The 24,666-nt window shown below is 61.3% G+C and carries 28 protein-coding genes; 25 read left to right on the top strand and 3 right to left on the bottom strand.

What is annotated here, in order from left to right:
• The first annotated feature begins 1 nt into the window (after position 1).
• The 24 genes from HU766_RS06780 to HU766_RS06665 all read left to right on the top strand — a co-directional run bounded on the left by HU766_RS06780 (position 2) and on the right by HU766_RS06665 (position 22,329).
• Positions 2-859, top strand: a complete 858-nt coding sequence (locus tag HU766_RS06780) for a head maturation protease, ClpP-related (protein WP_095064323.1) — start codon at positions 2-4, stop codon at positions 857-859.
• 2 nt (positions 860-861) lie between these two features.
• On the top strand, positions 862-2,049 hold the full coding sequence (locus HU766_RS06775) for a phage major capsid protein (RefSeq protein WP_186654718.1): 1,188 nt from the start codon (positions 862-864) through the stop codon (positions 2,047-2,049).
• A gap of 48 nt (positions 2,050-2,097) precedes the next feature.
• Positions 2,098-2,631 (top strand): hypothetical protein, encoded by a 534-nt coding sequence (locus HU766_RS06770; RefSeq protein WP_143500741.1) that lies wholly within the window; start codon positions 2,098-2,100, stop codon positions 2,629-2,631.
• A 4-nt stretch (positions 2,632-2,635) separates the two neighbouring features.
• Positions 2,636-2,977 carry a head-tail connector protein gene (locus tag HU766_RS06765; RefSeq protein WP_095064321.1) on the top strand — a complete coding sequence of 114 codons (342 nt, stop codon included), beginning with the start codon at positions 2,636-2,638 and terminating at the stop codon, positions 2,975-2,977.
• Positions 2,974-3,300, top strand: a complete 327-nt coding sequence (locus tag HU766_RS06760; RefSeq protein WP_095064320.1) for a phage head closure protein — start codon at positions 2,974-2,976, stop codon at positions 3,298-3,300. Before HU766_RS06765 ends, HU766_RS06760 begins: the two co-directional genes overlap by 4 nt.
• Positions 3,301-3,308: 8 nt before the next feature.
• On the top strand, positions 3,309-3,479 hold the full coding sequence (locus tag HU766_RS06755) for a hypothetical protein (protein ID WP_177447945.1): 171 nt from the start codon (positions 3,309-3,311) through the stop codon (positions 3,477-3,479).
• A gap of 3 nt (positions 3,480-3,482) precedes the next feature.
• Positions 3,483-3,983, top strand: a complete 501-nt coding sequence (locus HU766_RS06750) for an HK97-gp10 family putative phage morphogenesis protein (protein WP_095064319.1) — start codon at positions 3,483-3,485, stop codon at positions 3,981-3,983.
• Entirely contained in the window at positions 3,976-4,362 is a 387-nt protein-coding gene (locus tag HU766_RS06745; protein ID WP_095064318.1) for a DUF3168 domain-containing protein, read from the top strand. The genes HU766_RS06750 and HU766_RS06745 overlap by 8 nt, the downstream gene beginning before the upstream one ends.
• A 55-nt stretch (positions 4,363-4,417) precedes the next feature.
• Positions 4,418-4,918 carry a hypothetical protein gene (locus HU766_RS06740; protein ID WP_095064317.1) on the top strand — a complete coding sequence of 167 codons (501 nt, stop codon included), beginning with the start codon at positions 4,418-4,420 and terminating at the stop codon, positions 4,916-4,918.
• A 39-nt stretch (positions 4,919-4,957) separates the two neighbouring features.
• Positions 4,958-5,287, top strand: coding sequence for a hypothetical protein (locus tag HU766_RS06735; protein WP_095064316.1), 330 nt, complete (start codon positions 4,958-4,960; stop codon positions 5,285-5,287).
• A 41-nt stretch (positions 5,288-5,328) separates the two neighbouring features.
• Positions 5,329-5,538 carry a hypothetical protein gene (locus HU766_RS06730; RefSeq protein WP_084296803.1) on the top strand — a complete coding sequence of 70 codons (210 nt, stop codon included), beginning with the start codon at positions 5,329-5,331 and terminating at the stop codon, positions 5,536-5,538.
• A 42-nt stretch (positions 5,539-5,580) separates the two neighbouring features.
• A complete protein-coding gene (locus tag HU766_RS06725; RefSeq protein ID WP_095064315.1) occupies positions 5,581-5,916 on the top strand; it encodes a hypothetical protein in 336 nt (111 codons plus the stop codon).
• A gap of 53 nt (positions 5,917-5,969) precedes the next feature.
• The gene (locus HU766_RS06720) at positions 5,970-9,161 is read left to right on the top strand and encodes a phage tail tape measure protein (RefSeq protein WP_186654716.1); all 3,192 of its coding nucleotides are present in this window, start codon (positions 5,970-5,972) and stop codon (positions 9,159-9,161) included.
• A 45-nt stretch (positions 9,162-9,206) separates the two neighbouring features.
• Positions 9,207-9,791 carry a hypothetical protein gene (locus tag HU766_RS06715; protein WP_095064313.1) on the top strand — a complete coding sequence of 195 codons (585 nt, stop codon included), beginning with the start codon at positions 9,207-9,209 and terminating at the stop codon, positions 9,789-9,791.
• Positions 9,791-10,396 carry a hypothetical protein gene (locus HU766_RS06710; RefSeq protein ID WP_095064312.1) on the top strand — a complete coding sequence of 202 codons (606 nt, stop codon included), beginning with the start codon at positions 9,791-9,793 and terminating at the stop codon, positions 10,394-10,396. The genes HU766_RS06715 and HU766_RS06710 overlap by 1 nt, the downstream gene beginning before the upstream one ends.
• A 2-nt stretch (positions 10,397-10,398) precedes the next feature.
• The gene (locus tag HU766_RS06705) at positions 10,399-10,797 is read left to right on the top strand and encodes a hypothetical protein (protein ID WP_095064311.1); all 399 of its coding nucleotides are present in this window, start codon (positions 10,399-10,401) and stop codon (positions 10,795-10,797) included.
• Positions 10,794-18,581, top strand: a complete 7,788-nt coding sequence (locus tag HU766_RS26100; protein ID WP_202883657.1) for a DUF1983 domain-containing protein — start codon at positions 10,794-10,796, stop codon at positions 18,579-18,581. The genes HU766_RS06705 and HU766_RS26100 overlap by 4 nt, the downstream gene beginning before the upstream one ends.
• Complete coding sequence (locus tag HU766_RS06695) at positions 18,581-19,630, top strand: hypothetical protein (protein WP_186654714.1); 1,050 nt, start codon at positions 18,581-18,583, stop codon at positions 19,628-19,630. The genes HU766_RS26100 and HU766_RS06695 overlap by 1 nt, the downstream gene beginning before the upstream one ends.
• Before the next feature lie 11 nt (positions 19,631-19,641).
• Entirely contained in the window at positions 19,642-20,097 is a 456-nt protein-coding gene (locus HU766_RS26150; protein WP_238338570.1) for a hypothetical protein, read from the top strand.
• A 57-nt stretch (positions 20,098-20,154) separates the two neighbouring features.
• Positions 20,155-20,385 (top strand): hypothetical protein, encoded by a 231-nt coding sequence (locus tag HU766_RS06685; RefSeq protein ID WP_186654712.1) that lies wholly within the window; start codon positions 20,155-20,157, stop codon positions 20,383-20,385.
• Positions 20,386-20,444: 59 nt separating this feature from the next.
• Entirely contained in the window at positions 20,445-20,891 is a 447-nt protein-coding gene (locus HU766_RS06680; RefSeq protein WP_186654710.1) for a structural protein P5, read from the top strand.
• The gene (locus HU766_RS06675) at positions 20,888-21,379 is read left to right on the top strand and encodes a DUF2514 domain-containing protein (protein ID WP_186654708.1); all 492 of its coding nucleotides are present in this window, start codon (positions 20,888-20,890) and stop codon (positions 21,377-21,379) included. Before HU766_RS06680 ends, HU766_RS06675 begins: the two co-directional genes overlap by 4 nt.
• 117 nt (positions 21,380-21,496) lie before the next feature.
• The gene (locus HU766_RS06670; RefSeq protein ID WP_186654706.1) at positions 21,497-21,781 is read left to right on the top strand and encodes a DUF6555 family protein; all 285 of its coding nucleotides are present in this window, start codon (positions 21,497-21,499) and stop codon (positions 21,779-21,781) included.
• A 134-nt stretch (positions 21,782-21,915) separates the two neighbouring features.
• Positions 21,916-22,329, top strand: a complete 414-nt coding sequence (locus HU766_RS06665) for a response regulator (protein WP_186654704.1) — start codon at positions 21,916-21,918, stop codon at positions 22,327-22,329.
• Between the two features lie 263 nt (positions 22,330-22,592).
• On the opposite strand, the gene HU766_RS06660 is transcribed toward HU766_RS06665, so the two are convergent.
• The 3 genes from HU766_RS06660 to HU766_RS06650 all read right to left on the bottom strand — a co-directional run bounded on the left by HU766_RS06660 (position 22,593) and on the right by HU766_RS06650 (position 24,067).
• Positions 22,593-23,036 carry a YetF domain-containing protein gene (locus tag HU766_RS06660; RefSeq protein ID WP_186654692.1) on the bottom strand — a complete coding sequence of 148 codons (444 nt, stop codon included), beginning with the start codon at positions 23,034-23,036 and terminating at the stop codon, positions 22,593-22,595.
• A gap of 9 nt (positions 23,037-23,045) precedes the next feature.
• Positions 23,046-23,498 carry a hypothetical protein gene (locus HU766_RS06655; RefSeq protein ID WP_186655241.1) on the bottom strand — a complete coding sequence of 151 codons (453 nt, stop codon included), beginning with the start codon at positions 23,496-23,498 and terminating at the stop codon, positions 23,046-23,048.
• A gap of 65 nt (positions 23,499-23,563) precedes the next feature.
• On the bottom strand, positions 23,564-24,067 hold the full coding sequence (locus HU766_RS06650) for a CinA family protein (protein ID WP_186655238.1): 504 nt from the start codon (positions 24,065-24,067) through the stop codon (positions 23,564-23,566).
• Between the two features lie 180 nt (positions 24,068-24,247).
• Between HU766_RS06650 and HU766_RS06645 the strand changes: the two genes are divergently transcribed.
• Positions 24,248-24,481 carry a PLDc N-terminal domain-containing protein gene (locus HU766_RS06645; RefSeq protein ID WP_064492737.1) on the top strand — a complete coding sequence of 78 codons (234 nt, stop codon included), beginning with the start codon at positions 24,248-24,250 and terminating at the stop codon, positions 24,479-24,481.
• The last annotated feature ends 185 nt before the right edge of the window (positions 24,482-24,666 follow it).

Genomic DNA, 24,666 nt, shown 5'->3' with positions numbered 1-24,666 from the left:
CATGAAACACAAGATCCAGTCTCGCGGCCTGCGCAGCGAGATGAGCCCGCGCGCGCTCGACAAGTGGAATCCCGCGATCCAGGCGGCCGTTGAGAACACATCGGACACCATCACGGTGTACGGAGTGATCGGTGAAGACTGGTACGGCGAGGGGGTCACGCTGAAACGAATCGATGCCGCGCTGCGTGCTATCGGCGAGCGCGACGTCACCGTTTACATCAATTCGCCCGGCGGCGACATGTTCGAAGGCATTGCTATATACAACCGCCTGCAAGAGCACAGTCATGAGGTCACCACCAAGGTGCTCGGCATGGCGGCCAGCGCTGCTTCGATTGTCTTCCTGGCTGGCAAAAAGCGAGAGGTGGCCAGTAGCGCCTTTCTCATGATCCACAACTGCTGGACCTGGCTCGCCGGAAATCGCAACTACCTGCGCGATATCGCCGCCGACATGGAGGAGTTCGATGCCGCGATGGCCGATCTCTATGCCGAGACTAGCGGGCAGTCGGCAGAGGACATGGCCGAACTGATGGACGACGAAACCTACATCCGTGGCAAGCGTGCCGTGGAGCTTGGCCTGGCTACTGGGCTGCTGTCGTCCACCGAGGTCACCGAGCGCGAAACCGAAGATGCCGCCCAAGCCAATGCACTCAAGGCCATGGATGTAGCCTTGGCCAAGGGCGGCATGCCTCGCTCCGAGCGCCGAGAACTATTCGCCAGTTTCAAGTCCGGCATGCCTCGCGCTGCCGGCGGGGGTACGCATAACGCTGCCCCGCCCGATAAGCCCCGCGCTGTCGCGCCAGACCTCTCCGCCTCTCTGAGCGCGGCAACCAACCTCCTCAATTCTCTGAAAGGAAAGTGACCATGGACTTTGAAGCCCAAGTCAAAGAACTCAACGCCAGCCTCAAGGGCATTGGCGATCAGATCAAAAGCCAGGCCGAGGCGACCGAAAAGCAAATCAAAGCCTCCGGTGAAATGAATACCGAAACCCGCGCCAAGGTCGATGAATTGCTGACCAAGCAAGGCGAGCTTCAGGCGCGCCTGGGCGAGGCCGAGCAGAAGCTTGTCAACGCAAGCCGGGATCGCAGCCATCAGGAAGAGCCCCAGAAATCGGTCGGCGCTCTCGTGATCGAAAGCGAAGAAATGAAGGATATGAACTCGTCCTTCCGTGGTTCTCGTCGGGTCTCCGTGCCGCGCGCGGCCATCACCACCGCAACCGGTGGTGACCTGGTGCAGACTCAGCGCTTGCCGGGGATCATTGCCCCGCCTCAACGCCGATTGACCGTCCGCGACCTGGTTGCTCCGGGAACCACTGAATCGAACTCCATCGAGTACGTCCGTGAAACCGGCTTCACCAACAACGCCCGTACGGTGGCGGAGAACACGGCCAAGCCGTACTCCGATCTGACCTTCGGCCTGGCCACTGCGAACGTGCGGACCATCGCCCATTTGTTCAAAGCCAGCCGCCAGATGCTGGACGATGCCAAGGCACTGCAGAGCTATATTGACGGTCGTGCACGCTACGGCCTCACCATGGCGGAAGAAGCTCAGTTGCTTTACGGCAACGGCACCGGCGTGAACCTGCAGGGCCTCATGACCGTTGCTCAACTGTACGCCGCCCCGGCTGGTGTAGCTGTAGTGGGCGAGCAGCGCATTGACCGCCTGCGCCTGGCGCTGCTGCAGGCCGAACTGGCCGAGTTTCCATCCGACGGCATCGTGCTCAACCCGATTGACTGGGCGACCATTGAGCTGACCAAGGACGGGGAAGGCCGCTACATCATCGGCCAGCCTCAGGAAGGCACCAACGCGAAACTCTGGAATCGCCCTGTGGTTTCTACCCAGGCCATGACACAGAACGACTTCCTCGTCGGTGCGTTCAAACTCGGCGCCCAGATCTTCGACCGCATGGAAATCGAAGTGCTGATCTCGACCGAGAACGGTGACGACTTCGAGAAAAACATGGCGACCATTCGGGCAGAAGAGCGACTGGCCTTTGCGATCTATCGCGAAGAGGCTTTCGTGACCGGCCCGCTTACAACCGTCACCCCCTAAACCTCCCACGATGAGGCGCCGGTAAAAGCGCCCCACTGGAGCACTCATATGGCACGTAAACAGGAAAAACAAGAGTCCACGGTTGAGCCGCAGGATACTGCCTCGACCGCTGAAACGAGCGGCAGCCAGCCTGAAGATGGGGCTTTGACCCTCTCACCTGGTGATGCAGTGTCGCCAAATCCTGGCGAATCGGGCGCTTCTGAAACTGATCCGGGCTCGGGATATAGCACAGAGCAGACACGGCCAGAAGCACCGGAAAACTCGGGGCCTGGATCGAACGTCTCAGCAACCGACCTGAGCACCAGTGCCGAAGCCTCCGCTTCTGAAGCGGGGGCATCGGAAGGCGTAGGACAGAACGGGCAGGCGGTGGCTGAGAGTGGCGACGATATCGCCCAGCCAGTTGGCGAGGAACAGGTTGCGGCTAACCCTAATCCAGCAACTCTTCAGGTCTACCCGATGCGGTCCTACATGGATGAGGGCGAACTACGTCGCCGCGGAGGCCCGGGTTATGTAGTGCCGCGTCGGCATGCAGAGGAGTTGGTGGAGCGGAAGCTAGCATCGTTCGAGCCGCTGAGGGAGTAGCGATATGCCGGTCATCAGCATGACCATCGTCCGGCATCACCTGCGGGATCCTGACGACGATGACGCTTACCTTGAACTCCTGATCGAGGCGGCCGAAGGGCAGGCGATGGATTATCTGAATCGTCGCTTCTACGCCGACCCGCAGGCGTTGGATGAGGCTGTCGCCGGCGGGGATGCTGGCGATTACCCCATGGTCATCAACAAGCAGATCAAGGCTGCCTGCCTGCTGATTCTCGGCCACCTTTACGCGAACCGTGAGGATGTTGTGACCGGGACCATTGCTACTGAAATGCCGAAAGGCTCCGAGGCACTCCTGACCCCGCACCGCATCGGGTGGGGTGTATGAGGGCCGGTCCGCTGCGTAACCGCTGCCAGGTGGCGTTCCCTCATGAAGAGCGGAACAAGTCTGGCGGTGCGACGGTGACATGGCTGCCGGCGACCCCTCCAATCATGTGGGCTGAGATTCGCACCCCCACCGGAAGGGTGGCACCAGTAGCTGAGAAGCTGGCGTCTGTAGTTACCGCCGAGATTATCGCCAGGCCGCGCCCCGACATAGCTGCCGGCTGGCGGATCACAAGGCGCGGGGTCACCTACAAAGTCGAAGCAGTTCTGCCTGACAACGACAATTCGCTGATGAGGCTCCTTTGCTCATCGGTCCCAAATCCATGAGGTGAACAATGAAAATTCGAGCACTGGGCCCGCTGACGGGCGCATCGGGTGAGCGGGAGAAGGGCGAAGAGTTCGAGGTCGACAATGCCTATGGCGAAGGCCTGATTGCTCGGGGCTACGCCGAAGCAGTAAACGACAAGGCCGCGAAGCCAGCGAAGGCTGACCCAGCCAAGGAGTAGCGTATGGCGCGCCGGTCGAGCATTCGCGGCGACATCCGGCTGCGCAGGACGCTGCGCAATATCCACAAGACGATGGATAACGAGCTGCAGCCAGCGATGCTGGAGGCGGCGAACCGGATCTTGGAGACCCAGCGGCAGCTGATCCCCGAGGACACCGGGGCGGCCGCCGCCGCGTTGCGGGTTTATGTTTCGCCCAACGGCCTGGATGCTCAAATCGGCATCCGCGGCAAGCGCGACAACAGGAAGTTCTTCTACCTGCGCTTCATCGAGTACGGGACCAAGGGCTACCTCGGCGGCAAGCGCGCTGGGAATCGCAACCGCAGTGCCACCAACAAGAGCGACGGTACGCACTTCTTCGGCAAGTACCCAGCGATTCCGGCCAGGCCAGCCCACCCATGGCTGCGCCCCTCAATGCAGGTCAATCGGGAGTACGTCATGGCTGACATCGAAGCTGCAGTACGCCGCACACTGCGCAAGGCAAGCCTGGGAGTAGGGAATGGCTGATCCATCACTGGCCCTGCAGGAGGCCATTTTCGCCAGGCTTCAGGCTGAAGTCAGCTGTCCGATCTACGACGGCGCACCGCTGAACGCTGACATGCCGTACGTATCCATTGACCGCGAGGTATCGGTCAACAGCAGCCCGATCTCGGGCCGCAAGCGCGAAACGCGCCTGCTGTACTTGTCGGTCTGGTCCGATGCCGTGGGCCAGGCCGAGGTCAAACGCATCAATGGCGAGGTCATCGCGGCCCTCGACGAGCGCCGGCTGCCGCTGGAGGTGGGCCGCGCGGTCTCCGTCCGGGTTGAGCAGTCCGACGCCCAGCGCGACGCGGACGGTATCACTTACCAGGGCTCGATCACCGTCCGCGTGATCACCACCCACTGAATCACCCACCGGCCGCGCCGCGGCTTTTATCCAATGTGCCTTTGGAGGAACCCCCATGGCCGACGACAACCTCAACACAGCCGCCGGCTGCCGCTTCTTCATCGGCAGCAAGACCGGCGCAGACACCGAAACCAAGTACAAGACCGACACCTACGTCGAAGTGGGCGAGATCGAGGATCTGGGCGAGTTCGGCGATACCTTCAGCAGCGTGAACTTCACGTCACTGAAAAACGGCCGCGTGCGGAAGTACAAGGGCACTGCCGACGCTGGCGACCTGACACTGACCGTCGGTCTGGACAACGGCGATGCTGGCCAGAATGCCATCAAGACTGCGCACAAGGATCGCAGCAAGGGCGATTACAACATCAAAATCACCCTCAACGACGGCGACCCGGATGCCTCCCCGGCGATCAGCCCGACCACGTTCTACATGCGCGGGAAGGTGATGAACAACACGGTGGCGCCTGGCGCTGCTGACAACGTGGTCCGTCGCAACGTTACCATCGGCATCAACTCGGACATCCTCGAGCTGCTGCCAGCACCGGTCACCCCATAATCGCCTGGGGCTTCTGCCCCGCAACGCAGGATCTGTTCCATGAACAATACGTTGCACGGTACCGTCACCGTGAAACTGGGTGACGAGGAATTCACCCTGCAGCCCACCCTCAAGGCCGTTCGCGCAATCGAGGGCCGCTTTGGCGGCCTGCGCGGGGCATCTGGAGCCCTGCATGCAGTAGGCGTGGATGCAGTGGCCTTCATCATTGCCGCTGGTGCTGGCCTGGAAGGAAAGGCTGCCGAAGCACTGCCCGAGAAGGTCTGGCAGGAAGGCGTGGCAGGGCTGACACCGTCAGTCACTAGGTACCTTGGCGCTCTCTACAATCCGCGAGGCGGTGACCCGGGAAACGACCAAGCCGGGACGGCGTAAGCGCTGTCGAAGACGGCAGCTACGTCGACCGGCTGTATGGGATCGCCACCGGCTGGCTGGGCTGGGCGCCTGATGTGGCCTGGTCTACGCCGCTCCCTGAGCTGTTCATGGCGATGGATGCCAGGATCGAGTGGGCGCAGATGACCAACCCGTTCGGCAGCGGTAAGGCCTCGGGCCAGCAGGGCAAGCCGAAGGCCTCTAATGTGGCGGATAAGCTGCGGCAGGCGCTGACGGGAAGACGGGCCAATTAGCGTTTTGTTAGTCTTCCCTGTTCGAGTGCGAGGGAATGACCAATGCAGAAAATGATACTGATGCTTCCTGCTTTTCTGCTGATGGCAGCATGCGGGCAATCGGATGCGAAGAAGGCAGAAAGTGCAGCCGCAATGGCTGAGATAAGAAACCAGCGCGTTGCTAGAGAATTTGTGGGCGGAGTCTTAAAAGATCCAGGCAGCGCTGAGTTTCGTAATCAGCACGGGCTTTGTGGCGAGGTGAATTCCAAGAATTCGTTTGGGGGCTACGTTGGTTTCAGGAGATTTATCGCAGCAACCAAGGAAATGGTAGTTCTCGAAAATGATGGCCGCATGAGCCCACGCGATTTTGAGGCAGCCTGGTTGACGCACTGTCGTTAGTTTTCCCGTTTTACCACCCGCTTCGGCGGGTTTTTTATTGCCCGGAGAAAAGCATGGCAGACCAACAAGTCCAGGGGATGCTTGTTCAGATCGAGGCGACCACCGCCCAGCTACGCCGCGAGTTGGCCAGTGCTGACCAGATGGTGGCGCGCAGCACGCAGGCGATCGACCGCAACTTGGCCACTGTCGATTCGGCTTTTGACAGGGCGGGTGCAGCGGCTGATAGCGCTGGCGCGCTAATGCGTGGAGCCTTCGCTGCGGTTGCTGGCGCTGGGCTGATTGGCGGCATCATTCAGCAGGTCGATGCTTATGGGCAGATGTCCGATCGCATGAAGGCCGCCGCTGGCAGCGCTGGTGAGTACCAGAGCGTGCAGGAGCACTTGCTTCGCACCGCTCAGGAAACCTACCGGCCACTGGCTGAAGCGCAAGAGTTGTACATCCGCACTGCAGACGTCATGCGCAGCCTGGGCTTCAACACCCAGCAGACGCTGGACATTACCGACAGCTTCAGCTTTCTACTGGTGACCAACGCCGCGGCCGCCGACAAGGCCGGCTCCGCGCTGGATGCCTATTCCAAGGCGCTGCAGACCGGCAAAGTTGAGGCCGATGGGTGGGTGTCCATTCAGGACGCCATGCCGACCATCGTCACCGCGATCGCCACCGCCACCGACAAGAGTGCCGAAGAGATCCGCAAGCTCGGTGTCCAGGGCAAACTGTCGCTCGATGACATCAACACCGGCTTACTGCGCACCGTGGAGGTCAACCGCAAGGCTGCGGCTGACATGTCCACCAGCGTGCAGGACGCGATGGTGAACATCAGCAACGCCACTCAGACCTTTCTGGGTGGCATGGAGGAGCGGACCGGCGCAGTCGCGGGCCTGTCGAGCGTGCTGATCGCCCTGGCCGACAACGTTGATCTGGTGGCGGTCGCCATGGGGGGGGCGGGCGCTGCGGCTCTTACCCTCTATGTCGCCAAGGCTGGCATGGCGCTAAAGGCCGCCCTGGCCCAGCGTATCGCGGAGGTCCAGAACGCCCAGGCAGCACTGCGAGGCGCTGAAGCACAGCGCATTTATGCCCAGGCGCAGGTACAGCAGGCGGAGGCCTCGGTAGCTGCCGCGACAGGCCTGCAACGGCTCAATCTGGTTCAGACCCAGCTCTTGCCAAAACAGGCGGCGCTCACGGCTTCCACCGAGGCGCTGACCATTGCCCAGGCCAACCTGACACGTGCCGCCACCGGTGGTTTGCTGTCGGCACTCGGTGGCCCGATGGGATTGGCATTGCTCGCCGGTACCGCAGCGGCCAGCTTCCTGTTACTCAGCGACAACGCCGACCAAGCGGGCGTCAGCCTAGACGACCTGCACAAGCCGGTTGCTCAGTTGCGAGAAGAGTTCGCCAAGCTCAACAAGGACCAGCGCGAAGCCTCGCTGGTGAAGTGGCAGCAAGAACAGGTCAATGCCGCCGACAAGGTCAAGGACGCCTATGGCAACCTGGCCCAGTCCATCCGGTCGGCTGTGGTAACGGCTCCGGCGCGCGACTCTGGCGGCCAGTACAACCGGCAGTTGGCTGAATACCAAGGCCTGATCGACCGCCTCAATGAGGCGCGTGCGTCTGGACAGGGTTTATCGCCCGTGCTGCAGGAGGTAGCGACACGGCTTCAACTGCCGGCCAGCACGGTGCAGCAGTGGATCACCCAGGCTGGAGCCGTCAGCGACGCCGATCAGCGATCGAGCCTGATCGCGGAAACCCTGCGAGTTCTCACCGGTGTCACCGATGCGAACACTTCGGCCACCCAGGCGAACAATGCCGCCAAGGTCGGTATGAGTTCGGCGGGCCAGACGTATTTGGAAACGCTGCAGAAGCAACTGGCCGGCCTGCAGGACAATGGCGACGCGATGAAGATCGCCAACCGCTACATCGCCGAGAACGCCGATCTCACCGAGACCGACCGCCAGGCGATTCTTTCGGCAGCTAGCGCGATCGAGGCACAGAAGAAGGCCAACCAGGGCGCCAAGCAGGAAACGAAAGACGCCACCTCTGCGCAGACGAAGCTGAATCAGCAACTGAAGGAAGCAGAGACCGCTTATCAGCAGTTGAAGAAGGCTTACGACCCTGTAGGCGCTGCGTCTGATGAGTTTCAGAAACAGACCAAAAACCTTGATCTACTGCTGGCGCAGAAGAAAATCACAACTGAGGAATACGGCAAAGCCATTGGAGCACTCGCCGAGCAGTTCAACACTGCGGTCCAAGCCTCAACCGGCCTGTCGCGGGCGATGAAGTACCAGGCCGACCTTGGGCGTCAGTTGGCGATCGCCCAGCAGCAGGGCGACGCTGCCGCTGCTGCAGTTGGAATGGGAGACAAGCGGGCTAGTCGTGCTCAGTCTCGCCTGGCGCTTGAGCAGGAAAACAACAACAAGATCCTGGCGCTGCGCGACGAACTGGCCACGGCCACTAACGAGAAACAGCGACAGGAGCTCGAAAAGCAGATCGCCTTGAGGCAGGAGTATGGCGCGAAGCTGGTGCAGGTTCAGGAAGACACCTTCACTAAGATCGACGCTGCTCAGTCTGACTGGAGTAATGGCGCCTCGGCAGCTTTTGAGAATTACCTCGACAGCGCTGCCGATGTTGCGGGCCAGACCGAAGATCTGTTCACCAATGCGTTCAACAACCTTGAGGATGGCATTGTCCAGTTCATCAAGACCGGTAAGGCGTCGTTCAAGGACTTCGCGGACGCAATCATCGAAGACCTGATCCGCATCCAGGTGCGCCAGGCGGCTGCTGGTTTCCTGAGTTCGGCGTTCAGCTTCCTCAGCGGCGGCAGCTCGGCGCTAGGCCAAGGAACCATGACCGGATTCAGTGAAGTCATTCCCAATGCCAAGGGTGGCGTGTACGACTCTCCGAGCCTGTCTGCCTTTTCCGGCGGGGTGTATGACAGCCCGCAGGTGTTCGCCTTTGCCCAGGGCGCGGGCATCTTCGCAGAGGCCGGGCCTGAAGCAATCCTGCCTCTTCACCGGGGGCCGGATGGTTCTCTCGGTGTCATGGCCGCTGGCGCTGGAGGAGGTGGCGGGGAGTCCTCGATCTCCTTTGGCGGCATCACGCAGCACTTCCATTTCAGCGGAGGTGCTGGCTCGCTGACCAAGGAGGAGGTCCGGCAGGTTGCCCAGGACGGCGCCAAGGGCGGCTACGAGATGATGCTCCGAGATTTCAAGACCAACGGCGCCGGGCGGCAGATGCTGCAGCGGCGGTAAATAGGCTCGGCCCGCTTCGGCGGGCTTTCTTTTTGGAGTGACCCAATGGCGGAGGAATGGCCCGAGGACCTGGAGCCCACTGAGGTCACCTGGGGCGTCGTCTACAACAACCGGGGGTTCACTTCCTCGCTGTCGAATGCCCAGCAGATCGTGGCTCAGCCTGGATCCTACTGGAAGTGCACCATGACCTTTGGCTTCCTGTACGAAGAGGATGAACGCCAGCTGACATCGCTGCTTGGCCGCCTGCACGGCATGTTTGGCACGGTGCACATCCCGTATCTCACCCGGACGCGCACAGACAATATCGGCGCGCCAGCGGTGGCTGTGGCCATTGCTCAGGCCAGCGTCATGCAGCTGCAGGGCATGCTGGCCAGCCGACGAGTGTTCAGTAGGGGCGACCTCATCACCATCAAAGGCGAGATGTTTGAGGTGGTCGAGAACGCATTTTCTGACGCCGCTGGCAAGGCGCTGATCAGCGTGAACAAGCGGATTCGCAAGGTGATCCCGGCCGGCAGTGCGGTTGAGTACAAGAACCCCTACTGCGAGATGCGCCGCATGGACGACACCAACGAATGGACCACCCAGCCGGTGGTCTCGAACTCGACCCTGCAATTTCGAGAGGCATTCTGATGGCCACCGGTGTTTTCCCATTCAGCCAGACAGTTGTCGACATCATCGCCAAGGGCAACTTCATGGCGGTCTACGCCTGCCAGTTGGACTTCCCCGACGGGATGGTCTTTGCGCACACCGGGACCGGCGACCTGGTGATCGACGGCATCACCTATCAGGGCGTCGGCAGCTTCGGCGCGGTCGGGCAGTCGCAGGAGAGCAGCAACTCGGGATCGCCCATGTCGGTGGACCTTACGCTCAACGGCCTAGACGCCCAGATCATCACCGAGACTTCGCTTAAGGGATGCAGGGGGCGCAACGGCAAGTTGATGTTCGTCGTGTTCGACCAGGACGGCACCTATGGCGCTGACATTCTGTTCAGTGGGCGCATGGATGCCGCCAAGTTCTCCTACGCGGGCAACGGCGAGGAGGGCAACAGCATCACCGTGCCTCTGATCGACCGCATGGCCGAGTGGAACCGAACCGGTACCGAGCGCTGGACCGACGAGAACCACCGCGCGCGCCGGCAGGACGACCGCTTCTTCTTCGCGATCGCCCAGATCGCCGACTGGCCCATCTATTGGGGCGCTTCCAAGGATGCGCCGAAATTCACCTACGAGAAGTGACCATGCGAAAGCGCGATTGGACGACACAGCTTGCCAACACGATCAAGGCCGCCATCGAGCGGCCTTTTTCATGGGGCGAATTTGACTGCTGCCTGTTTGCCGCCGACTGCGCCCTGGCGGTGTGTGGCGTCGATCCTGCCGAGGCCTACCGGGACCGCTACGCATCCGAAGCTGGCGCCAAGCGCCTGCTGAGGAAGCTGCACGGCTCACTGGAGGGCGCCTGGGACGCCTGCTTTGCCCGCATCCAGCCTGGCCTGATCCAGCGGGGCGACATAGCCCTGTACGACGGCCCCAATGGCCGAGGCGTTGCGGTGTTCTGGGCAGATGAATTCTGGTCGGTTTCCCCTGACGGGGTGTGCCGTATCGAGTGTGAGCCGTTGACGGTGTGGAGAGTTGAATGAGTTCTGCAGTCAGTAAAGTTGCCCAGATCGCCGTCGGGGCGGTGATTGGCTTCGTACAGGGTGGCCCGTTGGGCGCCCTGGCGGGTGCTGCGCTGGCGTTCTACGTCGCCTCGCAGCAGGACCAGCTTGATACCGGCTCACTCCGCACGGGTGAACCGTCCAGCCAGACCCTGCGCTCGTCCAAGGCGGCCGCTCGCTATGTGCTGGGGCGCGTGAGCACCGGCGGCGTTTTGGCCTGGGGCCAGGAGCAGGCCGGCGATCAGACCGACGGCGAATGGCTGCACATGGTCTATGTGCTGTCGGAGGGGGAGATCGATGCCCTGGAGGAGATCTTCCTGGGCGAGGAGCAGATCCAGACCTATGGCGAGTTCGCGTCCTACGAACTGGTCACCAACCCGGGCCAGGTGAATGCGTTCCTGAAAGCCAACAGCCCGGACTGGCGCGACACGCAGATCGGCCGTGGCCTGTCCTTCGTGCGGGTGTCGTTCAAGTACAGCGCGGAGAAGTACCCGTCCGGCATCCCGGATGTGCGCTTCGTGCTCCGCGGGCGCCGGGATATCTACGATCCCCGCACCCGCACCACTGGCTACAGCGAAAACACCGCGCTGCACATCCTCTGGTTCCTGCGTAATCGCTGCGGCGTGCCGGATGATGAGATCGTGTTCCCGAGCTTTGCCAGCAGTGCAAGCGTGTGCGACGAGATGCTGGCCAACGCAGACGGCAGCAGCTCGGCGCGGTACCGTTCCGGCTGCGTCATCGGCGCGGACGAGTCGCGCACCCAGGTGATGCAGAAGCTGGAGTCGGCATGCGGCGGCAAGCTGATCCGTGCCGGTGGCCGGTGGATGCTGCAGGTCGGTGCCTACTACGGCCCGTATGACTTCGAGATCACCGAGGACATGGTGATCGGCACTGTCACCGGCAGCACTGAGCCGTCCAATGACTCGGCGATCAATACTGTGCGCGGTACCTTCGTGGACCCGGCGCAGGCGTGGGCCGAGACTGATTATCCTGAGGTGTCGGTCAACGAGTGGGTGGTTGCCGACGGCGGTGAAGCGGCAGAAACCCTGTCGTTCTCCTACGTCAGCAATCCCTACCAGGCCCAGCGCCTGGCCAACATCGAGCTGCGCCGTCGGCGCGCAGGCGGCACCTTGTCGATCCCCATGAACTTCATGGGCTACAACTGCCGTCCAGGCCGTTCGGTGAAGGTCAACCTGCCGTCGCTGAACATCATTGGCGAGTTCATTGTCACCGACTGGTCGATGAGCGCCGACAGCGGCTGCAGTGTCTCAGTTGCGCAGAACGAACCGGCCATCTTCGACGACGCCGTGGGCCAGCCCTACAACCCGATTGGCTTCATCAGCCTGCCAACGGGTGGCCTGGGCAGCCCCACCGGTGTCACCTGGTCGACCGAAGATAATGCCGAGGTCGTCCAAGGCACCCTGGCATGGGTCGCGCCTTATGGCGTGGTCACCGCATATGCCATCACGGTGCGCCAGGGCACGGCAGCAGTGCAGGCGCAGCAGGTGCCGGCGACGACGCTCAAACTGCCCCTGTCTGGGCTGCCATCTGGCAACTACACCATGAGCGTGGCCGCCCTGGGACCGCTGACCCGCTCGGGCGAAGCCAGCATCACCGTCAACATCGATGGCCCACCGGTGCCGGAAGCGTGCGTGGTACAGGCCACTATCGACACGATCACGCTTTATCCGAGCAACCCGCAGCACGGCTTGAACGGCGGCACCTACGAGTACTTCTACTCGAGCAACCCACAGGCCACCCAGGGTGAATACCTGGGCCAGGGCCTGACGCTGAGCCATACCGGCCTGGCCTTCGCCACCAATTACGCCTACTTCATCCGCGCCAAGAACGCCTATGGCGTTAGCGCCTTCCTGAAGGTGGTGGCGTCCACGTCGACTGACGTGAAGACCATGCTTGATGCGCTCAAGGACAAGGTCGAGGCGGGGCAGCTTGCGCCGGCGCTGCGCCAGGAGGTTTCGCTGATCTCCGGCCCGCCGACCCAGGCGGGGTCTGTCGCCCAACGTCTTGCCGCTGAAGCGGCGGCCCGCGGCCAGGCCATAGCAGCTGAGGCAACCGCTCGTGGCCAGGCCATTGCGGCAGAGACGAAAGCTCGAACCCAGGCCATCTCGGCTGAGGTCGTGGACCGCAACAAGGCGATTGCCGTCGAAACCCAAGCGCGCACCCAGGCGATTGGCGACGAAGCCACAGCCCGCGCACAGGGCCTGCTGTCTGAAGCCCAGGCTCGCGGCGCGGCGATCACCAGTGAGGCGCAGACTCGGCAGTCGGCCGACAACGCATTGGGTCAGCGCATCGATACAGTCACCGCATCGACTGGCAACAACGCCTCGGCCATTCAGACCGAGATCAGTGCTCGCACCAATGCGGACAATGCGCTCGGCCAACGCATCGACACCGTGGCGGCCAGCACTGCGTCGAACTCGGTCGCGATCGGCAACGAGACCACGGCACGGACCAATGCTGACTCGGCCCTGGCCTCCCAGATCGCCACGCTGCGCGCCGAATCCGGAGGGTTTGACTCGACGTTGAACTACGGTTTTGCCTCCACCACTGAGGGCTGGTCTGGTACTCGCTGCACGCTGGTGGTTGAAAACGGCCGCTTGATCGTCACGAACGACGGCGCTGGCGCGTACCTCAACGCTCCGGTTGTCTCGATCAAAGGTCGGGATCACGACCGTATCCGTTGCCGGATCACCCGGCGCGCGGGGAGCGGCTGGACTGGCCAGGTGTCCTACGCCACGGCCGGGCACGGCTCGTCGACCGCGTACAACAAGATCATCCCGAACCCTGGTCTGGCAGTCGGGCAGACCATGGTGCTCGAGTGGGACATGTCGCAGCTCACCAATGGTGGCAGCGACTGGTCGGACAGTACGATCACCAGGTTCTACCTGTGGATCAGCGGCACCGCAGGGGATGTTTTCGAGATCGACTGGATTACCGTCGGCCAGATCGCGCCGTCGGCCTCGGTGTCTTCGGTCGTGGATGAGCGTACCGCGCGGATCAGTGGGGATGAGGCGAACGCCTCGGCTGTTACCGCGCTGGGCAGCAGCCTGACCACTACCAACCAGAACGTCACCGCCGCCCAGCAGGCCGCCCAGGACGCGGCCACGCTGGCGGGTGGCAAAGGGAAGGTGCTGGTGCAGGCGACTGCGCCGGCCGCTGCTGATCGTCTTCCGCAGAACCTCTGGATCGACACCACCGGCAACGCCAACACCCCGAAACGGTGGAACGGTACTGCCTGGGTGGCTGTGACGGACAAGGTAGCCACCGACGCCGCGGCGGCCGCTCAGTCGGCATTGTCGCAGCTGGCCGGCAAGGCCGACGCTTCGGCACTGCAGGCGCTCAGCACGACCGTCAGCAACCACGGCAATACGCTGTCGAGCCAGGGCAGCAGCATCACCGAGCTCAATAACAGCCTGCAGACCACCAACGGTAACGTTGCCACGGCTCAGCAGGCGGCGCAGGCAGCGGCCAGTCTGGCCGGTAGCAAGGGCAAGGTGCTGTATCAGTCGGCGGCGCCGGCGGTTGCCGACCGCCAGGCCGAGAACCTGTGGATCGACACCACCGGTGCAGCCAACACGCCCAAGCGCTGGAACGGCAGTGCCTGGGTGGCCGTCACCGATAAGGTGGCAACCGATGCTGCTGCAGCTGCTGCCAGCGCGCTGGCGCAGGTGGCGAACAAGGCCGATGCTTCTGCGCTCCAGGCGCTGAACTCGACCGTGACCAGCCAGGGCACCACCCTGACCAGTCAAGGCGCCGCGCTGACCCAGCTCAAGGCCTCGATTGGCCAGCAGCCCGACAACCTGATCCTGCGGGGCAGCTTCGAGGATGGCTTAGTCGATCCCTGGTCCGCCGAGCCGGTGATTACCAACATATCGGCCCATCCGTCGGCCGGCAAAGGCATCGCGTTCTTCAACAACAGCTTTTGCGGCATTGGCTATAGCGTGCTGACTACCGGGGGCGAGCAGTTCGACTTATCAGCCGACATCTGGCCGAACTACATGACAGCGGGACAGACGACTCGTTTGCAGATGCAGTTTGCGGACAAGGCCGGTAACAGCTTGGGCTACTTCACCGCGTTTGCGGTACCGGCATCGACTACAGGTTTCAAGACCAACACCGGGCGCATCACGGCGCCGGCTGGTGCGGTCTCGGCCCGGTTCGTGACCCGCACAGAGCCTTCGGACGGTACCGGGCGTTCGCTGTGGTGCAACATCATCGCTCGTCGAGTCACGGCGGCCGACACCGCCAACGCTGATGCGGTGTCCAACCTCACCAGCACGGTCGCCCAGCAGGGCGCCATGCTCACTAGTCAGAGCCAGGCCCTGACCGAGCTGAACAGCAACCTAGCGATTACCACTGGCAACGCTGCTGCGGCGCAGCAGGCCGCCGATGCTGCGAACGCCCTTGCAGGAGGAAAGGGTAAGGTCATCATCCAGGCGGCGGCACCAGCGACAGCGGATCGTCTTCCACAGAACCTGTGGATCGACACAACAGGCAACGCAAATACGCCTAAGCGCTGGACCGGGTCCGCCTGGGCCGCGGTGACCGACAAGGCTGCAACGGATGCGGCAGCCGCCGCAGCCGCTGCCCTGGCGCTCGCTCAGACCAAGGCAGACGCGTCGGCTCTGCAGACGCTGAGCACCACCGTGTCGAATCAGGGCAGCACCTTGATCAGCCAGGGCGCGAGCATCACCCAGCTGAACAATGGTCTCCAGACCACGAACGGCAATGTGACGACCGCGCAGCAGGCCGCCCAGGCGGCGTCTGATAAAGCTGGTGCCAAGGGCGAGGTCATCTATGGTACCGCTGCGCCGGCGGCTGATAAGCGCCTGGCGCAAAACCTTTGGATCGACACCACAGGAGGTGCAAACACCCCCAAACGCTGGACGGGCTCGGCCTGGGTAGCAGTGACGGATAAGGCGGCAACAGATGCAGCGGCAGCGGCAGCCAGCGCCTTGGCGCAGGTGGCCACGAAAGCCGAGGCCTCCGCGCTGCAGACCCTGAGCAACACCGTCACCAGTCAGGGCAATACGCTGACCAGCCAGGGCAACGCGCTCACCGGTTTGCAGGCTTCGATCGGCAATCTGGCCGGCAACGGCGCCAACCTGCTCGACAGTGAGTACAGCTGGTTGGCGTCCACCACATTGCCGGTGACCGGCGGCGCCTTGTTGACCAAGACGGGTATGTCCGTGCCCGAAGCCGATTCCGGTTTCGGCTACTCCCTACGTGCTGATACCGATAGCCTGTTCTCTTACATCGTCATGGCCCCGGCCAACAACCAGGCCAGCTACAACATCCGGGTCGAGCCCGGGGTTTACCTGGTGTCGATGTATGTGAAGGGCGGCACGGCCGGTTCGATGATGGCCAACCTGTACGACGGGGTAACCTCTCGATCGGTGACCCTGCCGTACACCACGGAACGCACGCGTATTACGTTCCCGATCACCATTACGGTCAGCACCAAGGTCGGCCTGCTGATCTACCCGAACCGCCACGCCGCGGCCAGCGCCTCGATGGTGGTGGACTCGATCATGGTCGAGAAGCGGGTGGGCGAGAGTGACGTCCCTTCGCCGTTCGTGGCAGGGCCGTCAGCGCGTGCAACTGGCGCCCTGGCGGCGGCCAACCAGGCGCTGGATGTCCGAGTGACGCAGACCGAGAGCGGGTTGTCCTCGGCCAGCAGCTCGATTACCAGCATGGGCAACAGCCTGGTGGCCACCAACCAGAACGTCACTGCGGCGCAGCAGGCTGCGCAGTCAGCGTCGAACCTGGCCGGCAGCAAGGGCAAAGTGATCGTGCAAGCGGCGGCGCCTGATGTGGCCGACCGTCTGGCCCAGAACCTCTGGATCGATACGACTGGCAACGCGAATACGCCGAAGCGCTGGAGCGGCAGTACCTGGGTGGCGGTCAGTGACAAGGCGGCCACGGATGCTACTGCGGCAGCGGCCAACGCCTTGGCGGTTGCTCAAACCAAGGCGGATGCCTCGGCGTTGCAGGCGCTCAGCACCACGGTGACGAACCAGGGCAACACCTTGTCGAGTCAGGGCAGCAGCATCACCAACCTGACCAACGGCCTGCAAACCACGAATGGCAACGTCAGCACCGCCCAACAGGCGGCGCAGGCGGCTGCTGACCTGGCGGGCAGTAAGGGCAAGGTGCTGTACCAGACGGCCACGCCGGTGGTTGCTGACCGGCAGGCCGAGAATCTGTGGATCGACACCGCAGGTAACGCCAACACACCAAAACGGTGGAATGGCAGCGCCTGGGTGGCGGTGACTGACAAGGTGGCCACGGACGCAGCGGCGGCAGCCCAGTCAGCGCTGACGCAACTGGCTTCCAAGGCTGATGCATCGGCGCTGCAGACACTACAGTCGACTGTCACCAACCAGGGCTCCACATTGAGCAGCCAGGGTACTGCTCTCACCGAGCTCAAGGCGTCAATCGCGCAACAGCCTGACAACTTGCTGCTGCGTGGCAGCTTCGAGGACGGTGTGACGGAACCGTGGACGGCGGCCCCGACGATTGCTGGCGTGACTGCCCATGCCTCGGCGGGCAAGGCGATTTCGTTTACGGCGAACAGCTTCTGCGGCATCGGTGCCAACGTGCTGACCACTGGAGGTGAGCAGTTCGACCTCTCTGCCGACATCTATCGGGGGTACATGACTGCCGGGCAGACCGGCAACTTCCAGATGCAGTTCTTCGACAAGGCGGGGTTGTCTATCGGGTACTACAACGCCTTCACGTTCTCGGCCGGTGGCGGTTTCCAGAGCTTTTCTGGTCGCATTACCGCCCCGGTCACCGCGGTATCAGCGCGTTTCCTGACTCGGATTCAGCCAGCTGACGGTACGGGCCGGGCACTCTGGTGCAACATGGTGGCCCGCAGAGTAACGGCTGCCGACGCTGCCAACGCAAGTGCGATCAGCAGCCTCAGCAGCACCGTTACTCAGCAGGGCACGGCGTTGACCAGCCAGGGGCAATCTCTGATCAGCCTGACCAACCGGGTTACCGATGCCGAAGGCGTGAATAGCGCCCAGGCATCGGCCATCAGCCAGATGGATACCACGGTGAAGCAGCAGGGTACGGCGCTCACCGCTCAGGCCACCCGCCTGGACGGGCTCTATGTCCAGGTGAATCCCGAGCTTGAGGGCGATGCCTCCGGCCTAGCTGGCGCAACGGGCAGCCTAGTCGGTGTCTGGACAGAGCAGTCCGCTCGCGTTGAGGGTGATATCGCTCAGGGCAGGCGCGTCGATACGGTGCAGGCCCAGGTAGGCCAAACCAATGCGTCAGTGCAGCAGGTCAGTGAGGTCCTTGCAGGAGTTGACGGCAAGGTGTCGGCTCAGACCACGCTGAAGGTCGAGACGAACCAGGACGGCCGCAAGGTCGTCTCGGGCATCGCGATCGGCAGCAACGGGGAGGAGGGCGAGATCCTGCTGATGGCTCAGCGGCTGGCGATCATCGATGGCGTGAATGGTCAGACGATCCTGCCGTTCGTGGTGCAGAACGGGCAGGTGTTCATCAATCAGGCGGTGATCAACAAGGCATTCATCCAGGAGATTGTCGCCGGGATGAGCATTCGCTCTTCGGCGTTGAACGCCCAAGGCTTGCCGCTATTGGAGATCAACTTTGCCGCAGGGACGTTCACGCTGCGCGGCCAGGATGCAGCTGGTTCAACGCTGCTGAATAACGGTGGTTTGTATGTGTATGACGTGAATGGGATCGAGCGTGTGGCAGTGGGGAGGTTGACCTGATGGCGACGATCTATGGGCTGCGGACCAAGGATGCGTCCGCAAGGATTACTCTCGATACCGGCACTACGCCGATCCGGTCGCTGAAAATGCTGCAGGTGACATGCAATGGAAGCTTCGAGCAAACCTTTTCGGTGCCGGAGATCAAGAGTGATTCTTTCGTGGTGGTGGATCGGTTGGCACCAGTGACCGATCCCACCACCAATTGGTCACCCCAGGCCTGGTATTCAGCTGGCCAGCTAACCATTCGACGCGGCTTCAATGAGACCTGGCAGGTGCTGGTGCTATCCAGTGGTGGTGCGCCATTCTCAGCGTCGGGTGAGTACGGCATTCGCTCGGTGACTAACAGCTTTCAATCACAGATTGATTCGGTCAACCGAGTCCTGAATGTGATGTACCAGGGGTCGTTTACTTTTCCTGCGTGGAGGGACGATCAGCCGTACTTGAATGGGTTTAACTTCCCAACGCCGATCACGACCGTTGAGCGCCCCCTGGTGTTCTTCAATGGTCCCGGGCATTTGCTGCTGCAGAATTTCTATGTGCAGGGAACGCCTGGAAATTGGACCGGGTGGCGAGTGGCGAAGTACGCGCATCCTGATCTAGGCCCCGTGTGGATGGAGGCCATGAAGGTAGATTGGTTTGTAGCAAGTTACTCCGCAAGCCCTGTGCCTGCGGGTTCCTACGGCGCAACGGTGAGTGACTCAGCGAATGTGAGGATCTTCACGTCAACCAATAACATTGTTCAGCTGAATAATCAGCCGGCAAGCAATTCCTTTGTTGTCGCTGGCACCCCGATTGTCAACGTGGGCTACTACGCCACAAGTTGCCAGATGCCTTGGACAAACAATGCATCAGACTATTTTTTAGGCAATGCCTTATTGACACCGACCTATGTTCCTGGCGCAGGCACAGCTTGGCCCTGGCGAGCAACAATAGGAGGTTTCTTAAACGGTCGCCGGGATGTGCTGCAGGCTTATACGGAAAACAATGACGGCATCAATCCTGTTGATCCAAACGGTCGAACGCTCTTCGCAGCACGACCCAATCTTTAGCAAGGACTCACATGGCCAAACAAACTATCAGTCTTGGGACAGCTCCGACCGGCGCGGGCGGCGATGACCGCCGCAGTGCCTGGCTCAAAGCCAATGCGAATTTCGACGAGCTGTATCAGTTTGTCGATGGGTTTCAAAGCGGAGCGAATGCCAACGGCTCCTACGTCAAATATCCAGATGGCACAATGGTGGTCACAGGTTTCGTCACGCTTCCGGCTCAGGCCCTGAGTATTGGCGTATCAAACACCAAGCCCTTTGCTGCGCCATTCGTTGCGCCGCCAACCGTGGTGTATTCCTGTGATGGCGCCTCCGGTACCGGCGCGCAGAACGACGTCGGTTTGGTGAACATGAACGGTACGTACACAAACGTCACCGCCAGTCAGTTCACGCTCAACTCCTACTCCTATCGCAGTGCAACGGCCAATGCCACACGCTGGTCTTTCACCGCAACGGGGCGGTGGAAGTAACAACCCAAACCTCAATACACCTGCTTCGGCGGGTATTTTTTTGCCTGGAGAAACCCCATGCCTTACATCGCCATCAACCTCAGCAACGCCTACGACGCTGAGAACAACACCCGCTTTGCCACTGCCGAGGAAGCCGACGCCCGCGCTCGTGCGATCCTGAACCAGTTCCCGACCGCGCAGGTGATCACAGCCCAGGTGCTGAAGGAGTACAGCGCCAAGGTGTCAATCACCGCGAAGGCGCCGGTAGAGCCCGAGACCGCACCGGCGCCTGAAGAACCTGCTGCCTAAACCCTTGCAACCATCCCAAGCCCGCCTAGTGCGGGCTTTTTTTGTGCCTGGAGAAACCTATGACCACACCTCGCGGAGTCCGCAACAAGAACCCCGGCAACATCGATTACAACCCGCGCAACGCCTGGCAGGGGCAGCTCGGCCTGGAGGTGGGTGTAGCAAACCCGCGCTTCGCCCGATTTGACCATCCCGAGAATGGCATCCGCGCCTTGGGCAAGCTGCTGATCAACTACCGCGGCAAGGACGGGATGCCGGGAGTAGGCGGGAAGGGGATCGACACCGTGCTCGAAACCGTCAACCGTTGGGCACCGAGCAACGAGAACGACACCCAGACCTACGCCGCTGCCGTGTCCAAGCGCCTGGGCGTTCGCGTAACGGACCCTATCGACATCAAAGACCCGGCCACACTGCGCGAGATGGTGCTAGGCATCATCATCCACGAGAACGGCGGTAACCCTTACCCGTCGATGATCATTGATGAGGGTATTCGGCGGGCTCTGTCATGAGTGCTTGGCCTGCTACGGCTGCCATTGTGCTTGTGCTTCTGGCGTCCCACTGGGGCGCGTACCAGCACGGCATATCGGTAGAGCGGGCGAAGGGCGCTCAGGTATCAGCGCAACGGGACAGTGGCGACCGCTTGGCCGCGGTAATCGGCGAACGATCCGCACGCCAGGAAGAACACCGGAGCGCAGACGCGCAGCAAGAGGCGAGGGTAAAAGCGCATGAAGAAAGAACGATTGCTGATGCTGGCGCTGCTGGCGCCGATGCTGCTGGCCAGCGGCTGCGCGACGAAGGTGCCAAGCTCGCTGCCACCGTCAGTTGCCCCGGCACGGATACCGCCGCTATCGCCCGAGGCCAGGCAGCCACCCGCGCCGCCATGGTGCTCTCCGACCTGTTCGCACGGGCTGATGCTCGAGCGGGAGAATTGGCGAAAGCTTATGACCGAGCCCAAATAGCTGGCCAGCAGTGCGAGCGAGAGCACGACTCGCTGTAAAGGCGTCGACCGCCATCTTAGCTGTTGAGCGGAGGGGCGTGACCGTACGGTCAAAAAAACGGAATTTTTTACCCACTGTGTAGCTCCATTGACGGTGATTCTATGGAGGAGAGTCCAATGGCAGAACATAAACTTTACGTAATTGAGTATGAACTTCACGGTGATTACCGTACTTTCATCATCCGGCAGGAACGAATGGACAACGTTGAGGCTTGGCATTGGGCGAGCTGCGATGCTGGGGTGGGCATCATTCCCAGGTTCGGTCAGCACAAGATCAAGAAGGTCAGTCGCCCAATGGCTGAGCGCTATGGCATCTCCAAAGTGCGGTGGCGCCCTACAGGGCAGGGCCCTGAATTTGTGGCGCCTGCAGTTGATATGAAGAAGTTTTCCGCCTCTCCTTAAAGTGCATAGTCGGCACGTGGTTTGCCAGGGCGACATCCGCCCTGGCGTCCACAATTTGATGTGGCCTAATGCCGCCATCGACTCATTGTTCTGAAGCTGAAACACTCATGGCCTGATCGTGGTTGGAGAGTCTGATGAAACTCGACATGGATCGTCCGTCTTTGTCAGGAATGACTGTAGTAGTTGTCGAGGATGATGAGACTCTTCGAACAGTGCTGGTAGCAATCCTGGCTGAGATGGGGGCCACCTGTGTTGCATTCGGCAACGCCGAAGACGCCCTGATTCGACTTCTTGAATCAAAGGGTGCCTGCTCCTTGATGATCGTCGACCATGGTGTGCCCGGCTGCATCAAGGGCATGGAGTTTATCTCCATGGTTCATGAAAAATGGCCAGGGCTGCCGGCCATCCTGACTTCCGGTTTTCAACTTGATACGTCAACAGTCGCTCCCCCTTTCAGCTACCTTTTCAAGCCTTGGTCCATCGACGAGCTTGTTGCCACTATTGGCCGGACGCTAGCGTCAGCGACCTATGTTCATTCGGCCGACTAAGCTGCATCAGGATCTCAAATCCGACTATCGCGGAAGGCCGTTTCTCTGCCGGCCGTTCGAGGATGTTCGAGTGAAGATGGCTTCCGCTCGCTCTCGCCTCCCATTGCCCGATATTCCTAGTGCGAGAGCCGGTACCGTTGCCAGGTCTCGGTGTATTGATATCCCGATCGAACACTTCCATGGTTTCGAGATGGTGCTGGTGGAGGGGATCACAGCCTGTCCCCGCTGTCTGACGAAATATCTGCTACGGCCGAAAGCTGATGTCAGTTCTGGGGGATAATCGAGATCTTGCCGTTTCTCTCGACGATAGCAAATTTGATTTGCTCGACGGTCTCGATGCCTTGGCTGTCGCGTGCAGATTCGAGGATATCGTCCTCGGTCAGCCGTGCCCGGCGCATGCGTTGGTGAAGAAAGCGTCCGTGTTCCACCACCAGCGTTGCATGGCCGTCGAGCAGACGTGCCAAAGGTCTGGAATTCAACTTGGCCAACGACAGACCAACATCCAGCACTATCAGCGTGGCAATCACCAGAACAGCGTTGGTAAAGGAAAAGTCTTCACCCAACAAAGCCTGCTGAGTCGCTTCGCCAATGATCAATAACAGCACGAAGTCGAACGTGGTCAGGTCGGCCAACGAGCGCCTGCCAGCCACACGAAACAGCAACATCAGGACAACGTACATGCCTGCCGCACGAAGGATGGAGTCCATGTCACGCTCCTAGGGGTACAGGAAGGTAGTGAAATGTACCGCGCTGCTCGGGCCTGCCCTGACACTGCCTTCAAGGGTGCCGACATAGTCGCTGCGCAGCGTCAGGTAGAGGGTGGCCACACCGTCTTCGCTGGTGCCAAGTTCCAGCAGCAGTGCCTCGCCATGAGATCGCGACACCTGCGGCTCTGGCTGCAGGGTCTCGATACTGGCCTCCTGCAGCAAGGTTCCGCCCAGCAGCAGTATGACCGGCTTCCCGGGGGCGCCGCGAACTGTGATTCGCATGTTATCGGTACTGCCTGTACGGCTGAGCCGCTGATACTCGACCCTTACACGGCCGTCGCTACTCACGGCCTGGGCGTCACTGAGCGGACCATTGCCAAACAATCCGGCCAGGGCAAGCAACACGATCAGCACCAGCGTGTACCATCCAACCCGCTCGAAGCGCCATACACGGCGCTGCATGGGCATGTCTTCCTCGACCGGGTGGTGCCTTGAGATCAGCTCGTCTTCGCGCACGGCCTTAGCCCTCAGGCGCGCTCTCCGCGCAGCCAGCGTTGGTGGTAGTGCACCAGGTGTGACAACCCGAACAATGCTCCCTGGCGGATGGTGTCTGCGCGGTCACCAAAGAAACGCTGCGTCCGGGTGAAAACGGCAAGCGGTTCGCCGGCGAATGCCCAGGCAAAGCAGACAGTGCCCGGTGCAATGCCGTCTTGCGGCTCTGGCCCTGCGACACCGGTGCTGGCGATGGCAACCGTGGCGTCGCCGTCCTTCAACGCACCCAATGCCATTTCCCAGGCCACTGCCTCGCTGGTGAGCCCGTAGCGTTCAATGGTTTGTTGGCTAACGCCTAGGAGCCTTCTTTTGGCGCTGGGCGAATAAACGACGTAACCGCTTTCAAGTACTTCGCCGGTACCCGGTACTGCCGCCAGCAATGAGACCATGGCGCCAGCTGTGCATGATTCGGCAGTGGTCAGGACCAGATTGTGGGTCCTTAGGTAGTCAAGCGCCTCGAATACTGGATCTTTAGACATAGTGGGCCATCCGAGTGCTGTTTTACGATGGACGTGTGGCGGGCAAAGTTGGTTCAGTGTGCGTGGCGTCCATTCATCTACGCCGGATAAAGCTGCCTGAACTTTGAACGGCACGCAGGCTTCCCTTTTATACGAGGCCATGGTTTTCGTGGCCTGTCATTTGGAATAGGAGAGGCGGTCATGACCGAGCCTGTGACGTATTTCTGGATCGCCGTGGCGGTGATCATTCTACTTGTCGATCTGTGGGCCATTGTCAGTGTCTTTCGCAGTGACAAAGCCGATGCGACCAAAGCGCTGTGGGCGCTGTTACTACTGGCACTGCCCATCGTCGGCCTGGCTATCTGGGGCATCATGGGGCCGCGTGGCATCAAGCGCGGGACGGGACCGTCATCCCCCGAACATAGTAAGGGGTGAAGCCAAACAGACGGCTACGCAATGCGTTGTGTCTCAGCCAAATTTCACGAAAGAGGCTAATATTCGCAGGGAAACTAGTGTGGTGTTTCACAAATACCGCTGAAAATCTGAGCTAGGCTCTGTGGAAGCCAACTCTCCAAGGGCATCGACATGGGCCGACCAGCAACCGTCATTACCCTTTCCGA

The sequence above is a fragment of the Pseudomonas sp. SWRI77 genome (assembly GCF_014269105.1).
Classification (GTDB): domain Bacteria; phylum Pseudomonadota; class Gammaproteobacteria; order Pseudomonadales; family Pseudomonadaceae; genus Aquipseudomonas; species Aquipseudomonas capeferrum.
Note: the sequence above shows the minus strand (reverse complement) of the source record. Positions and strands in the feature narration are given on the sequence as shown.